Below are 13,428 nucleotides of genomic sequence, written 5' to 3' on the forward strand. Positions count from 1 at the left end.
TTTTTTGAATTAGAATCATATACTGAAAGTTCTGTTTATATAGCACTTAATTTACATATATTAAGTCTAGAAGATATTGAACTTATTTTTAACGGTGTGGTTTATGATTTTATAGGAGCGTGTTTATAGATAAATTTTGTTCATATATTAATGGGATCTAAGCAAAAAAGTTACTGGGAGTACTCAGTAACTTTTTTAAGTCATCAATATAATTTAAAGAGTTGGAACGAAATAGACGTATTTGAAATTCCTGCTCAATATGCATTGGTTAAGTGAATCTTTTGTTTTCTGAGAACCTTGTAAATAAACAGAAAAACGCCCATTGCTAACCAGAAACTGCCAAATTTTAAAGCAGATGAATCAAGATTAACCCATAGGCAAGCAATGCTAATGACCGAAAGTAGCGGTAAGAAAAGATTAAAAAATTTATTTCTAAATCCTGAACGCTGTTTTTCCTTGATATAAAAGCGGACAAAGACTGAAAAATTAACAGCGGTAAATGCAACCAGAGCACCAAAGCTAATCAGGCTAATCACTTGAGCCAGATTCAAAAACATGGCACTTAAAGAAATAAATCCAACAAATAACACCGAAAAAAATGGAGTGCCAAGTGAGGTATGCAGCGTGCCAAAATACTTTTTAGGGAAAATATTATCTTTGCCCATGATGTAGAGTAAGCGAGAGGCGCTGGCATGTGAGGCAAGACCAGAAGCCACTGTATTCATAATCTGTCCGCACAGGAAAATTGACTGGAATAATGCGCCGCCGACATACAGAACGATTTCTGGCAATGCTTCTGACGGATGTTGGAAACGCGCATTGGTGGGATAATACAGCTGAATGAACCAAGATGCGGTAAAAAAGATCAAGCCACCAAAAAGTGTGGTCAGGAGAACCGCATAAGGAATTGTCTTGGTCGGATTCTTGGTTTCATTCGACAGCGTGGTAACCGCATCAAAACCGAGAAAAGAAAAACACAGTACCGATGCGCCTGCAACCAGCGGCAATAACTCCTGTGGGCCTGTCCATAAAGGATTCAAGGTGAGCACATATTCATAACCTTGCGTGCTTCCAATGCCTTGAATCACCAGATACACAAAAATGATCATTAGGATAATGGGTGCAAACACAAAAATCAGACTTAAGTTGGCGAGTAGACGAATCCTGAAGCAATTGACTAACGTGACCAGTCCAGCCGAGACAATGACCCAACACCAGTACGGAACACTGGGAATGAGGGCTGTTAAATAAATGGCTGCCAGCAAGACATTGATTAAAGGTAATAATAAATAGTCGAGTAAGGTACACCAGCCCACAAATAAACCACTTTTAGGCCCAATGCTTTCCGCGGTGTAGGTATAGGCAGAACCTGCTTTTTCAGAATGTTTGCTAAAGCGTGCATAATTAAAAGCCGTCAGCAGCATTGTGGTGAGAGCCAATAAATAAGCCAAGGGCACATGACCATGAGTGATGCCTGACACAATGCCAAAGGTATCAAATACTGTCATCGGGGTCATATAAGCAATACCGATCACAGTCACTTGCCATAATGAGAGTTTTTTTAATGAAGCAGATTGTTGTTCCATAATGTTGCAACCTGATCTATTGTTGTTTTCTATCCAGAAAAGCACATGTAATTTTTAGGCAAAAAAATCCCTTGGCTCGTTTTAGCAAGCCAAAAAATTAGAGATTTAGAGGAGCGTGGGCGTTAAACGTTGAATTGAGGTCTGATTAACGCTAAATCATGATTAACTGGAGCGATTGACTCGGTAAGCTATTCAAAGACTTGTGAGTCAGGTTCTTGAGAAGTGTTCCAGTTCTGATGCTAATGTCATTTGAGGTGATGACGCGGGCAATATTATTGGTAATGACTGCTTTTTGTTTGATATTTTTGAGTTTTGGAAGCAGCACTTTCTCCAGTGCAGAGACCAGTACATCAATAGCAATAACACCAACGAATTGATCCTGTATCATCACAGGATGGGCCATAGTAATGGTATAAGCGCCATTGCAGATATAGTCGACATAAGGCCCATAAGTACAGGGTTGTTTATTTTTCGCAGGTTGCTGGAACCATTCAAAAGTACGGAAATCCAGAAAACGTTGAGCATTCTGGTAGTTTTCAAGCTGTGCTTGCTGTAATTGATTTTCTTTTTTATACCACCATTCCAGTGTCCAGTATTCCTGCTCGGTGCTTGTTGCGGGACTATAGCTGGCAAAGCCCATACCTTGACTATATTGGCTTTGATGCAGAGCAAGCTTGATTTCCTGCTGGAGTTGTTTACGTTCAGCGGTAGACAGTTTGATGTCTTTAAGCTTTCCTGTTTTATCTTTGGCTAGAATCTGGCTTGCTTTGCTGGCAAGAAGTTCTGCCAGAGTAGAAGTCTCATGAGTAACTTGCTCAAGCAGCTTTTGAAGCTCTTCTATTGGTGTCTGTTGGGTCATTCCGATAACTCCTAAAATTCCATATTTTTGAGATCTATGCTTTTTAGATATCCCTTTTTTTATTGTTTTTAATTGATTGATAACTTGTATTGGAGCATTTGATCCGTTTGCATAGTGATGATTTTTCTCGTCTGGAGAACTGCTTCATCCTCATTTCCCTGAGTAAATGATGACAAAATTTTATGGTATTGATCTACAACTGCTTGGTGAAAGACATCATCTTGGTACAAAACAGCAATAAGTGGGGCCCATTCTGCCTGTATCGAGAGTTCCTGATTGGCCAGTCGCGCTGATTGGGCAAATGAGGTCAAGGTGAGCAGACAGCGTAAATCCAGTTGCGCTCGTATGTCCGCTTCACTGGCCTGATGAAATTGTTCAACCATTTCCTTGATTTTACCTAGCTCATCATCGGTGGTTCTTTGTGAGGCCAAATAAGCACTATGACTTAAAATTGCACTATGAAACTCACCAAGATCAGCCAGATATTCACTGGATGCCTGACGTAAAGGATGCAGGCTTAGGCGTAAATCTGCAGGTAATTCACACACAAAACTTCCACCATTTCGGCCACGTCGTGTATCAATTAAGCCTTTCACCCGCAAGGTTGTGAGCGCTTCACGCACCGTGATAGGTGAAACACCCATTAAACGAGCTAGGTCAGCTTCATTCGGAAGCTGTTCCTGACTTTTGAGCAGTCCTGAGATAATCGCATTCTCCAAACGTTCAACCACCTGTTCAGAACGGGTCGATTGTGTGATCGGTGCAAAGATTATCGTATATGCTGACATAGCTAGTTCTCTAAAAGCGAAGCTGAATGACTTCGCTTAATGATACGGATCATGGATTAAAACACGCCAAAACTGTGTATTGCCTTTTCATCTTCTGGAACAGCAGGGATTGCATCCCAAAGTTCCGCAATTTTGCCATTTTCGAGACGCCACAATTCAAAATAGGCATGTCTGTTTCCAGCAATACTTCCTTCTGAATGGGTCAGCACAAACTGACCATCGGCAATGCTTCGGTGCGTTTTGGAGTATACCAAACCTTCACCTTGATTACGGATTTTGTTCAGGAAATCAATGACGGAATTTACCCCGTCACCAATATCAGGACTATGTTGCAGGAAATGATCGCCGTCCGTATAGGTTCTGAACGCTTCATAGTCCCCGTCAATTAAGGCCTTTTGAAAAAAATCTCGGATGATTTTACGGTTTGCTTCTCGATCGGCATGATGATCAATCTGGGTCGGGCCATCCAGTTGGGTACGTCCACTGATATTTGGCTGGGCTTCAGGCACCAAACCATCCCAATGCTCAACGATCTTGCCATCTTTAATGCGGTAAATATCAAAACCGACCAAAGGCGTTTCATCTAAACCATGAAAACGACCGTGAATTGCCACTAAATCACCATCACCCAGTACACGAATCGGTTCGTGGCGAATGTCTGGACAATCCTGAATCAGTTGACGAAGACCAGAAAGGCCATCTGCAACTAGTGGTGAATGCTCAATAAAGTCTTTAGAAAAATAACGGTCTAAAGCACGAGGATCATGTAAATTAAACAAGACATGATGAGCCTGACTAACAAAGCGTTTGGCTTCCTGAATATCCATTCTATGCTCCTATCTGTATCTTGTGCCTTAGTCATTTGAACTCATAACATGTTTGATACGCGTGTATTCTTCAAACCCATAACCTGATAAATCTTTGCCATAGCCAGATTTCTTGAAACCACCGTGTGGCATTTCAGCAGTTAATGGAATATGGGTATTGATCCAGACTGTACCAAAATCTAACTCGCGTGATAGACGGGTTGCGCGGGCATGGTTGGTGGTCCAGACACTTGAAGCAAGGCCATAGTCAATATCATTGGCTTTTTCAATGGCATCCGCTTCATCTTTAAATTTCTGAACCGTGATGACAGGGCCAAAGATTTCATTTTGAATGGCTTCATCGTGTTGTTGTAAACCGCTAATTACGGTTGCTTCAAAATAGAAACCTGGACGATTGGCATGTTTACCGCCAGTTTCGACTTTCGCGTGTGCTGGTAGTTTTTCAATAAATGACTGCACATTTTTAAGTTGATTGGCGTTATTTAATGGGCCATAAAGTGCATCTTGGTCATCAGGCTCACCAAAACGTGTATTTTTTGCTGCTGTTACCAGTTTTGCTAAAAACTCATCATGCACAGATTCTTCCACGATCACGCGTGTCGCTGCGGTGCAGTCTTGACCCGCATTAAAGAAACCTGTCATGGCAATCATTTCTACTGCTTTATCAATATCTGCATCGGCAAATACAACGACTGGCGCTTTCCCGCCCAGTTCAAGATGTGCTTTGGCTAAGTTGGCAGCGGCAGAAGCGGCGACTTGTAAACCAGCGCGTACCGAACCTGTAATTGAAACGAGTGCAGGGGTTTTGTGTGAAACCACTTTAGAGCCAACATTGGCTTGACCTAAGAGTACATTGAATGCGCCTTTAGGGAAAAATGGCGCTGCAATTTCTGCCAGAAGCAGGGTACTTTCAGGTGTGGTGTCACTTGGTTTCAAAACTACAGTATTACCAGCCGCCAAAGCAGGCGCGATTTTCCAGACCGCCATCATTAATGGATAATTCCAAGGCGTTACTTGACCGACTACACCGACAGGTTCACGACGGATACTTGAGGTCAAACCTTCTAAATATTCACCTGTTGATGAGCCATTGAGTAGGCGAGCCGCACCCGCAAAGAAACGAATCTGATTTGCACAAATTGCCACTTCTTCAGAGGCGATCAAATGCTTTAATTGTCCCGTATTACGGCTTTGTGCTTCGATTAAACGTTCTGCATTTGCTTCAACCGCATCTGCTAAATCAAGTAAAGCCTTTTGACGAACAGCGGGAGTACTGCGACCCCAGATTTTAAAAGCCTGTTTTGCTGCTGCATAAGCGGCATCTACTTCTGCATCCGTTGCATTGGGTGATGCAGCATAAACTTGGCCTGTTACTGGACTAACCAGATCGAAATAATCCGTTCCTTGTGCTACTACATATTCGCCGTTAATAAAATGTTTTAGTTGAATTTTAGACATCTGTCGTTCCTTGTCTTTAGGTTTTAAAATATAACATATAAAACTATATGTATTATGTTTTAAAATTTCTGTCAATTTTTTTTATGCATGGAATTTGAGCAAAGATTGATATTTAAAAAAAAGAGAATGCTAAGCAGCTGATATTTATTTAAATCTAGCTTGGGGTTTTTTTTTACTAAAAATGGACGCTTTCCCATTTTGCTTAAAAAGGCTTTATTTGATGTGTGAGGAATATTTAGACAAGATTGATGCCCCCAATAAACTTTATTGGGTTTTTTATGAGTAAAGAAAGAAGGGCCGTAAGGATTTGATTTTTATATTACATTGCGTAGCTCATTAGCAGTATTACGCAGCAAAGGCAAAATTTGCTGGACTAAATAATCTTCTTGTACACGATTGGTTTGCGACATACAGTTAAGCGCCGCAATGGCTTTACCTTGTGCATTCAGCACAGGAACTGCAATCGCAATCACGCCGAGCTCATGTTCTTCTTTTGATAGACAATAGTCCGAAAATGAGATGCTTTTCAGCACGTCTATAAACGTATCTTCATCGATAATCGTAAAAGGGGTTAAGCGCTTTAAGCCATAACTTTTGACCCAATCGTGTTGAGCCTGTTCAGGTAGCGCTGCCAATAAAACCTTTCCTGTCGAGGTGGCATGTGCAGGTAGGCGATTACCTAAATGCATGCCATAAGGACTGACCCGCAAATTGTCGTGTTGAGGAAGATAGCTTCGGGCAATCGGGACTACTTCATTGTCATCCAAGACCACTAAAGAAAAGGTTAAAGAGGTTTGGGCACACAAAAGATTCAGAAAAGATTGAGCAATTTTAGGGAGATGGGCAGAACTTAGATAAGAGCTAGAAAGACGTAACACTCGATGGGTTAGCCAAAAATAATGCTCATCTGTTTCCAAATAGCCTAAGTATTTTAAAGTTTTTAAATGTCTACGTGCTGCTGTTCGGCTAATGCCAGTACGTTCAGCCACTTGAGTAACGTTCAAACGTTGGCGATCAATTCCAAAAGCTTCAAGTAGAGCCAGACCTTTGGCTAAACCTGCAATATAGTCTTCCTGACGAATACGTTCGTGTGAACTTGGGTGCTCTAAAAAAGCATCGGTAGAGGACATCCTTCCTTCCTTGTTATTTTGCATGTTTTGTCCGCTATTCGGACACATGGAATGATAAACGGTTATTTTCGATTTGAATACATCGTATACAAAACTTAAAAGCAGTAGTTTAAAAGTCAGGACATATAACAAGGATGACGTGATGGATATTTTAAAGACACAAGTTGCAATTATCGGTTCTGGCCCAGCGGGTTTATTACTAGGTCAATTGCTATATAAGGCTGGCATTGAACACATCATTATTGAGCAACGCAGTGCTGAGTATGTGGCTTCGCGTATCCGCGCAGGAATACTTGAGCAGGTATCGGTTGATTTACTCAAACAGGCTGATGTAGATCAACATTTAAAAGAGAAAGGATTACCGCATTCTGGGATTGAAATATTAACCAATGGGCAGAAACATCGTGTTGATTTGTCTGCACTCACAGGCGGTAAACAAGTCACTGTGTATGGACAGACCGAAGTCACCAAAGATTTAATGGCTGCTCGTGAAGCTGCACAATTGACATCGTTCTATGAGGCGGAAAATGTACAGGTCAAAGATTTTTATGACGCACCGCAGGTACATTTTGACTATCAGGGCAAAGTCTTTCAAATTCAGTGTGATTTTATTGCAGGTTGCGATGGCTATCACGGTATCTGTCGAGCCAGTGTGCCTGAGGACAAAATTAAAACCTTTGAGAAAATCTATCCATTTGGCTGGTTAGGCGTATTGGCTGATGTACCTCCCGTTGCGGATGAGTTGATCTATGTACAGTCAGAACGTGGTTTTGCATTGTGTAGTATGCGTTCAGAAACCCGTAGCCGTTATTATTTACAGGTGCCATTGACGGATCATGTTGAAGATTGGTCAGATGATAGATTCTGGGAAGAATTGAAATGTCGTCTTGATCCTGAAAGCCGTGAACATTTAGTCACTGGTGCATCCATCGAAAAGAGTATTGCTCCGTTACGTAGTTTTGTGACTGAACCAATGCGTTTTGGAAACATGTTCTTAGCTGGAGATGCAGCACATATTGTTCCACCAACAGGCGCGAAAGGTCTTAATCTGGCGGCTTCGGATATTGCTTATCTATCGAGTGCGTTGATTGAGTATTACACTGAGGGTTCGAGTCAGGGCATTGAGGAATATTCTGAGAAATGTTTACAACGTGTCTGGAAAGCTGAACGTTTTTCTTGGTGGATGACACACTTGCTCCATCGTTTCGAAACGGAAAGCGAGTTTGACCATAAAATTAAGCAGGCAGAATTAAGCTATATTTTAGGATCGACAGCAGGTAGAACGACTTTGGCAGAAAACTATGTTGGACTGCCATATGAAATTAAAAAAATGCCAGAAACCTGTGCTTAAAAGCATAACTTTCTGATCAATAGAGCTCAAAAAAGCCTGTGCATATGAATGGACAGGCTTTTTCTCATTTCACAGGAAATGATTGATTAAGCAAATTGACGAATCATTTTGCGGACATTGGTTTTTGCATCAATTACGGTCATAAAGGTGTAGGCACCAATGAATTTACGGCTAATAAACATAAATTCTTTCGGTGGAACCGAGAAATAACGGGAAGCCATCGATTGTCCAGCCTGTTGCATCACACGGCTATGGAGCTGGCTTTTTTTCCAGTCATAACGGTCTTGATCATCCATAATCCCCGCAGGCATATCTGGATTGTTTTCGGGACAGCTAAAGGCTTCCGTTGCAATCAGGAACACATCTGCCATACCCGGTTTGACGCTTTCTGGCATACCATCAAAGAATTCATAACCTTTCATGGCTTTGACCATCGCGGTTTTGTCATGATCATAGCCAGCTTGAATCAGGTTACGTGCGACTGTCAGCAAGTTGTTATCGAACTGTCGAATTGCACCGAAGTCGAGTAAAACGATCTTATCGTTGACTTCACTGCCATCACCCAAACGAACCAGATAATTACCAAAGTTTGGATCGGTCTGCATTTCGCCCCATTCAAACAACTCACGCACTGCAATTTCTAAAGAAGCTTCGCCCAACTGGTTGCGGCGTTCTTGCGGCAGAGAAAGCATCACTGGGCTATTCACAGGGACGCCACGTTCAAACGTCATACACAGTACTTTTTCAGCGCAGAACTCATCCACAATCTGAGGGACGATATAACGCGGATCATCTTTCAAACGTTCAGAGAAACGACGCGTAGTCGCTGCTTCAATCGCATAATCCACTTCGCGATGCATCATGTCGCGAACTTCGTCAAACCATTGATCAAACTCACGGGTTTGCGGCACCATCCGAGTCAGTTTCAGCATATTCTTGAACAGATTCATGTCTGAGTCGATCGCTTCTGCCACACCCGGGTACTGGATTTTAAGTACCAGTTCCTGACCATCAGATTTACGGGTCGCGCGATGAACCTGAGCAAGTGAAGCTGTGCCAATCGGCTCATGATCGATGGTTAAATCATCAAGTTTTGAACCTAACTGATCTTGCAAATGTGCCTTGATTGCAGGCCAAGCGAGGGCCACGGTTTGATTGTTCAGGGTATTTAATGCTTGTGTAATTTCTTCAGGCAAAAAATGTTCGCCGTATAGAGCCATCATCTGACCAATTTTGACGATTGAACCTTTAAGTTTGCCAATTTCAGAAACTAAATAATGCGCCTGTTCAGCCATGGCTTTTTTACGTTTCTTCTCTTTTTCTTCTTCACTTGAGAAAAGAGAAGTTGCACTTGCAGTTGCCCAACGTGTTCCAGCAAGTAAAGACGCTTTTGCGATAGATAAGCGACGATCCACCGAGGAGGTTTTTAGATTCTTAAGCTTATCGTTCTGATCTGACATGAAAGAAAAATCCTATGCTGAAATCGGAGGGTTGAAAGCCGAGAGATGAATTGTAGCGGATATTACCGCTTTTGAACGTATTAAAATAGTTCAATCTCTTGAATTATCAGTCTAAATTTGTGCAATAGGGGAATTGTCCACAAATAGCCTAAGTAGAATTTAGATCTATCTTTTGGCTTTTGTATACATATGTCCTAAATTTTAAACTGAATTTTTAATGCTGCCCGTTTCATGAGTGCGGCTCGATGGGTATGAATATGTTTAATCAACATTCGTTTGACCTGACTATGATGAAAGCCGAGCGCATAAGCTTTCACGATAATAATACTGGGCAGTGTAAAGAAAAAATACTTGGTGTCGTCTAAAGTCGCATCTTTAAAAACGTCTTCTTCAACGAGGAGTTCTTTTAAAAACTGTTTTTCCGCTTGGACAGTAGAAGAGCTTTCATCGTCCCAATAATTCTGGCGCATTGCCATCAAATTATTATGTTTATAACTCATGAATTGTTTGAGCCTGTGCATTTCATCTTTAGCAAATATATGAGGTTGTTTGATGATTTATCAAGAATAGATTTATGATCAAAATAGCCTAAGCAAATTTAATCTTTTATTTTTAAAGTGCTACACTTATCTCACTTTATCCTTAAAGCAAAAATACTGAATAGATATGACACCCGCTTGTAAGTTGTTAGAAAAAAATAAAATACTTTTTTCAATTCATGAATATGAACATGATGCCAATGCAAAAAGTTTTGGGCTGGAAGCCGCAGAAAAGTTGAATCTAAAAGTTGAAGAAGTATTTAAAACCTTAATGGTCACAGATGAAAAAAATTACTTCATTGCAATTTTACCGGTGAATCATCAACTCAATCTGAAAAAGGTTGCAGCAGCAGTGGGCTGCAAGAAATTACAAATGGCCAATCCAAAAGATGCTGAACGCTTAACTGGCTATCTGGTTGGGGGGATTAGTCCTTTAGGACAAAAGAAACGACTGAAAACCGTGATTGATGCTACGGCGCAAAATTTTGCTAAAATTTATGTCAGTGGGGGCAAAAGAGGACTGGATATAGGATTAAATCCTCAGGATCTGGCTAAGTTATTGGGTGCTCAATTTGTTGATGTACTTGATTTATAAAAATATTGATATTGAGTGTTAGGGTTCTTCTTAATTCAACTGTGATAATTAAAAGCTAAAGATTGGAACAACGATAGATATCAGAAGATATCTATCGTATTTGAGCTTGTGAATTACCATTTATGTGTATAAGACACTTTAGCGGTTACGCCACTCGCGAGTAAGTGACTGGTATTATTACTATTTCGCATCAGCTGGCTATAAAGCGGATAGTATTCACGATTGAACATATTTTCGATTCCAATCGTCACCGTATCCTGTTTATTGATGGCAAAACTGCTGATTAAATCCGCCGTGGTATAGGATTTGACATCATAGCGACCGAAGCCATTGTTACCATTGAGACGGTAATCTTCTGCACCGAAATATGTCGCCTGAATACGGTTGGTCCACGTATCGGTCGGGCTATAGGAAATATAGGCAGTAACTTTTAACGGCGGGATACGGAAACCTGTCATATCCTGTTCGGTATGACTATTTTGTGGGGTTTCACGACCTTTCATCCAGCTAACGCTACCGCCAGCGCCCCAGACTTTGGCATCTTCAAGATAATCCAGAGTTGCTTCTACACCAGTCACTTTTTCCTTGGTTCGGGTCAGAATTAATCCATTGCCAAAGGATTGCACGCCACCCAGATCAGACGTGGAGTGGAATACGGCTAAGCTTGAGCTAAAGTTATTGAAATGGCCATTCCAGCCGAGTTCATAATTATCCACTTTGACAGGCTCTAAGAATGAAGAACCTAAGTCAAAATCTTTTCCTGCATTACGAATAACCACACCTACATCAGGTAACTGGAAACCTTGGTTAAATGAGGCATAAATTGAATGTTCGTCATTTGGTGAGAAAGTAAGGTTGGCATTGTAGAGCCATGCATCAGCTTTTACTTTACCACCTTGAACAGTATAGGGATCAGATTCATTTAGCTGGGACAAAGGCACAAAACTATCAATTTTTGCATAACTGTCTTCATAGCGCGTGCCGACCTCAGCTGACCATTGATCGTTAAATCGGTGTTTTAATTGAGCGAATGCACCCATGCTTTGAGTAGTGAGCTCAGGTAAATAAATCAGCTTTCCATTTTTAACGAATTCGAGGCCACCAGATTGGTCATAGATATTCTGATCGAAAGTATCCAGCGGCATTTCGCTCTTTTCACGGCTAAAGTCGCCACCCCACACCAGAGAGCTATCTCCAAGAAACTCGAGCGGAGTACTTACAGTCAAGCGGCTGCCCAATACATTATTTTCTTGATAAACCTGATCGACTTGTCCACCTCGGGTAGGGACTTTACGGGCATCAAATGGTGAAAAGCGGGTGAAAAAGTCTCGGTAATAGATTTGAGCATCCACCTTATTGCCGAAGAAATCTTTATGGCTATAAGTCAGATTATAAATCTGGTTTTCATTTTTATTCTGTTCTTTTAATTTCAATCCTTTGATTGCCTTTGCAGGGACACTGCCTGGGGGAAGTTGGGCAACGCTTGGATCAGAAGCATAGTCAGAATCTTGTTCCGCATTATAATAATTCGCGGCAAGTTGCAGGTACTGGTTGTCACCAATGTGATATCCAAGTTTAGTGCCAATGCTATAGGCATCCGCATCGAAAAGATCACCCTGACTTGGTTCGGGTGCAACCCGTTTGCCCCGTGCATCGTAAGGGCTGCCAATGCGTTGATAACCAAAATCCAGTGCATAGTCGAAATCGTTCAAACTACCTGAAAAATATTGATGAATGTCTCCACTTAAGGCATCCGAACGAGGGTTGGTCAGTGAACTTTGTAATCCAATTACAGTCTTGGCGCTCGGTTCACCACTAGCAGCTTTTGTCGTAATTGAAATAGTTCCGCCCGCAGCTCCACTACCATAGATCGCATTACTTCCACGTATCACTTCGATATTGCTGATACTCTCAGGATCTATTGCAGAAAGTCCTCTTGAGGTATCACGGGTTAGATTCATTGGTACGCCATCGACCAGAATCAGTGCATTACGGCCGCGTAAGGTTTGCCCATAATCGGTAATGGTACGACTGGAATCGGATAAGCCGGGCACGACTTTGGCGAGTACAGTGGCAATGTTGCCCGATGAGGCATTTTTCAAAATTTCAATTTGCTGTTCATTGAGTCGAGTGACCTGCTTGGCAGAAGAGGAGAGTTCATCTGAGCGTGATGCGGAAATAGTAATTGTTGGTAGTTGCTCAGTCTTATTGTCTGAAAGTGTTGCTTCGGTTGAAGCTGCGGCAAAAGAAGCGTTTGAAAATAAAATGAATCCACTCATGGATAAAAGTGGAATAATATTTTTTGCATCTGATGTATGATGCCGTCTTTTATTGCTTTTCATCATTGTTCCTGTGATCTCGCCCTGAGAATGATTTTTAAATTTTCGGCATTATAGTGGAGAAAATAGGGAACAGTGCAACGGCGAAAAGTGATCATTTTTATAAAGTGATGCAAGAGAAGGGCCAATAAGTCAGATGAAGCATTCTAGAAAGGCATAACTGAGCTCATTTTTGATATTTTGTGCAATTAAAGTCATCATTTTGGGCTGTTTTTGCTTTAGTGCACTGTTATTTATAGAATTTTAGAATCACAAAAAACTATTGCCGATGAGTAAATTATCATTTTATTAAATAAGAACTATTATTATCTTTTTGTATCTCATTTTGCTTATAGCATCTCTAAAGTAAGTTAATTCAAGCAATTAGATTGTAATTTTTGCGGGCGTTACTGAATTGAAAATATAAATGATAATTATTATCATTTATATTTTCAATTCAGTAACGCCCGCAAAAATTACAATCTAATTGCTTGAATTAACTTACTTTAGAGATGCT

11 protein-coding genes are annotated in these 13,428 nt (G+C 41.1%); 2 read left to right on the forward strand and 9 right to left on the reverse strand.

Translation table 11 applies throughout. The features are described from left to right. Positions 1-254: 254 nt before the first annotated feature. The 6 genes from A9Z07_RS15830 to pobR form a co-directional block, all read right to left on the reverse strand. Positions 255-1,586, reverse strand: a complete 1,332-nt coding sequence (locus tag A9Z07_RS15830) for an APC family permease (protein WP_069579805.1) — start codon at positions 1,584-1,586, stop codon at positions 255-257. 151 nt (positions 1,587-1,737) lie between these two features. After that, complete coding sequence (locus A9Z07_RS15835) at positions 1,738-2,445, reverse strand: PDC sensor domain-containing protein (protein ID WP_069579806.1); 708 nt, start codon at positions 2,443-2,445, stop codon at positions 1,738-1,740. A gap of 68 nt (positions 2,446-2,513) precedes the next feature. Next, entirely contained in the window at positions 2,514-3,233 is a 720-nt protein-coding gene (locus A9Z07_RS15840; RefSeq protein ID WP_069579807.1) for a FadR/GntR family transcriptional regulator, read from the reverse strand. A gap of 56 nt (positions 3,234-3,289) precedes the next feature. Further along, a complete protein-coding gene (locus tag A9Z07_RS15845) occupies positions 3,290-4,060 on the reverse strand; it encodes a nuclear transport factor 2 family protein (protein WP_069579808.1) in 771 nt (256 codons plus the stop codon). Positions 4,061-4,087: 27 nt separating this feature from the next. Continuing rightward, entirely contained in the window at positions 4,088-5,518 is a 1,431-nt protein-coding gene (locus A9Z07_RS15850; RefSeq protein ID WP_069579809.1) for a gamma-aminobutyraldehyde dehydrogenase, read from the reverse strand. A gap of 314 nt (positions 5,519-5,832) precedes the next feature. After that, positions 5,833-6,648 carry an IclR family transcriptional regulator PobR gene (gene pobR, locus A9Z07_RS15855; RefSeq protein ID WP_069579810.1) on the reverse strand — a complete coding sequence of 272 codons (816 nt, stop codon included), beginning with the start codon at positions 6,646-6,648 and terminating at the stop codon, positions 5,833-5,835. A gap of 142 nt (positions 6,649-6,790) precedes the next feature. On the opposite strand from pobR, the gene pobA reads away from it, so the two are divergent. After that, complete coding sequence (gene pobA / locus A9Z07_RS15860) at positions 6,791-7,999, forward strand: 4-hydroxybenzoate 3-monooxygenase (RefSeq protein ID WP_069579811.1); 1,209 nt, start codon at positions 6,791-6,793, stop codon at positions 7,997-7,999. A gap of 86 nt (positions 8,000-8,085) precedes the next feature. On the opposite strand, the gene A9Z07_RS15865 is transcribed toward pobA, so the two are convergent. Both A9Z07_RS15865 and A9Z07_RS15870 read right to left on the reverse strand, forming a co-directional pair. Then, the gene (locus tag A9Z07_RS15865) at positions 8,086-9,459 is read right to left on the reverse strand and encodes an ABC1 kinase family protein (RefSeq protein ID WP_069579812.1); all 1,374 of its coding nucleotides are present in this window, start codon (positions 9,457-9,459) and stop codon (positions 8,086-8,088) included. Positions 9,460-9,653: 194 nt separating this feature from the next. Next, a complete protein-coding gene (locus A9Z07_RS15870; RefSeq protein WP_047427221.1) occupies positions 9,654-9,959 on the reverse strand; it encodes a hypothetical protein in 306 nt (101 codons plus the stop codon). Positions 9,960-10,125: 166 nt separating this feature from the next. Here A9Z07_RS15870 and ybaK point away from each other — a divergent pair, with 166 nt between their 5' ends. Continuing rightward, positions 10,126-10,593, forward strand: coding sequence for a Cys-tRNA(Pro) deacylase (gene ybaK / locus A9Z07_RS15875; protein WP_069579813.1), 468 nt, complete (start codon positions 10,126-10,128; stop codon positions 10,591-10,593). A 113-nt stretch (positions 10,594-10,706) separates the two neighbouring features. Here the strand turns inward: ybaK and A9Z07_RS15880 are convergent, their stop codons facing one another. Next, positions 10,707-12,935, reverse strand: coding sequence for a TonB-dependent receptor (locus tag A9Z07_RS15880; RefSeq protein WP_069579814.1), 2,229 nt, complete (start codon positions 12,933-12,935; stop codon positions 10,707-10,709). Between the last annotated feature and the right edge of the window lie 493 nt (positions 12,936-13,428).

Origin of the sequence: Acinetobacter sp. YK3 (assembly GCF_001729365.1) — a bacterium.
Taxonomy (GTDB): domain Bacteria; phylum Pseudomonadota; class Gammaproteobacteria; order Pseudomonadales; family Moraxellaceae; genus Acinetobacter; species Acinetobacter vivianii.

What these genes read in the sequence shown, in the direction of transcription:
- A9Z07_RS15830 (WP_069579805.1), bottom strand. Translation starts at nt 1,586, where the DNA reads ATGGAACAACAATCTGCTTCATTAAAAAAACTCTCATTATGGCAAGTG.
- A9Z07_RS15835 (WP_069579806.1), bottom strand. Translation starts at nt 2,445, where the DNA reads ATGACCCAACAGACACCAATAGAAGAGCTTCAAAAGCTGCTTGAGCAA.
- A9Z07_RS15840 (WP_069579807.1), bottom strand. Translation starts at nt 3,233, where the DNA reads ATGTCAGCATATACGATAATCTTTGCACCGATCACACAATCGACCCGT.
- A9Z07_RS15845 (WP_069579808.1), bottom strand. Translation starts at nt 4,060, where the DNA reads ATGGATATTCAGGAAGCCAAACGCTTTGTTAGTCAGGCTCATCATGTC.
- A9Z07_RS15850 (WP_069579809.1), bottom strand. Translation starts at nt 5,518, where the DNA reads ATGTCTAAAATTCAACTAAAACATTTTATTAACGGCGAATATGTAGTA.
- pobR (WP_069579810.1), bottom strand. Translation starts at nt 6,648, where the DNA reads ATGTCCTCTACCGATGCTTTTTTAGAGCACCCAAGTTCACACGAACGT.
- pobA (WP_069579811.1), top strand. Translation starts at nt 6,791, where the DNA reads ATGGATATTTTAAAGACACAAGTTGCAATTATCGGTTCTGGCCCAGCG.
- A9Z07_RS15865 (WP_069579812.1), bottom strand. Translation starts at nt 9,459, where the DNA reads ATGTCAGATCAGAACGATAAGCTTAAGAATCTAAAAACCTCCTCGGTG.
- A9Z07_RS15870 (WP_047427221.1), bottom strand. Translation starts at nt 9,959, where the DNA reads ATGAGTTATAAACATAATAATTTGATGGCAATGCGCCAGAATTATTGG.
- ybaK (WP_069579813.1), top strand. Translation starts at nt 10,126, where the DNA reads ATGACACCCGCTTGTAAGTTGTTAGAAAAAAATAAAATACTTTTTTCA.
- A9Z07_RS15880 (WP_069579814.1), bottom strand. Translation starts at nt 12,935, where the DNA reads ATGAAAAGCAATAAAAGACGGCATCATACATCAGATGCAAAAAATATT.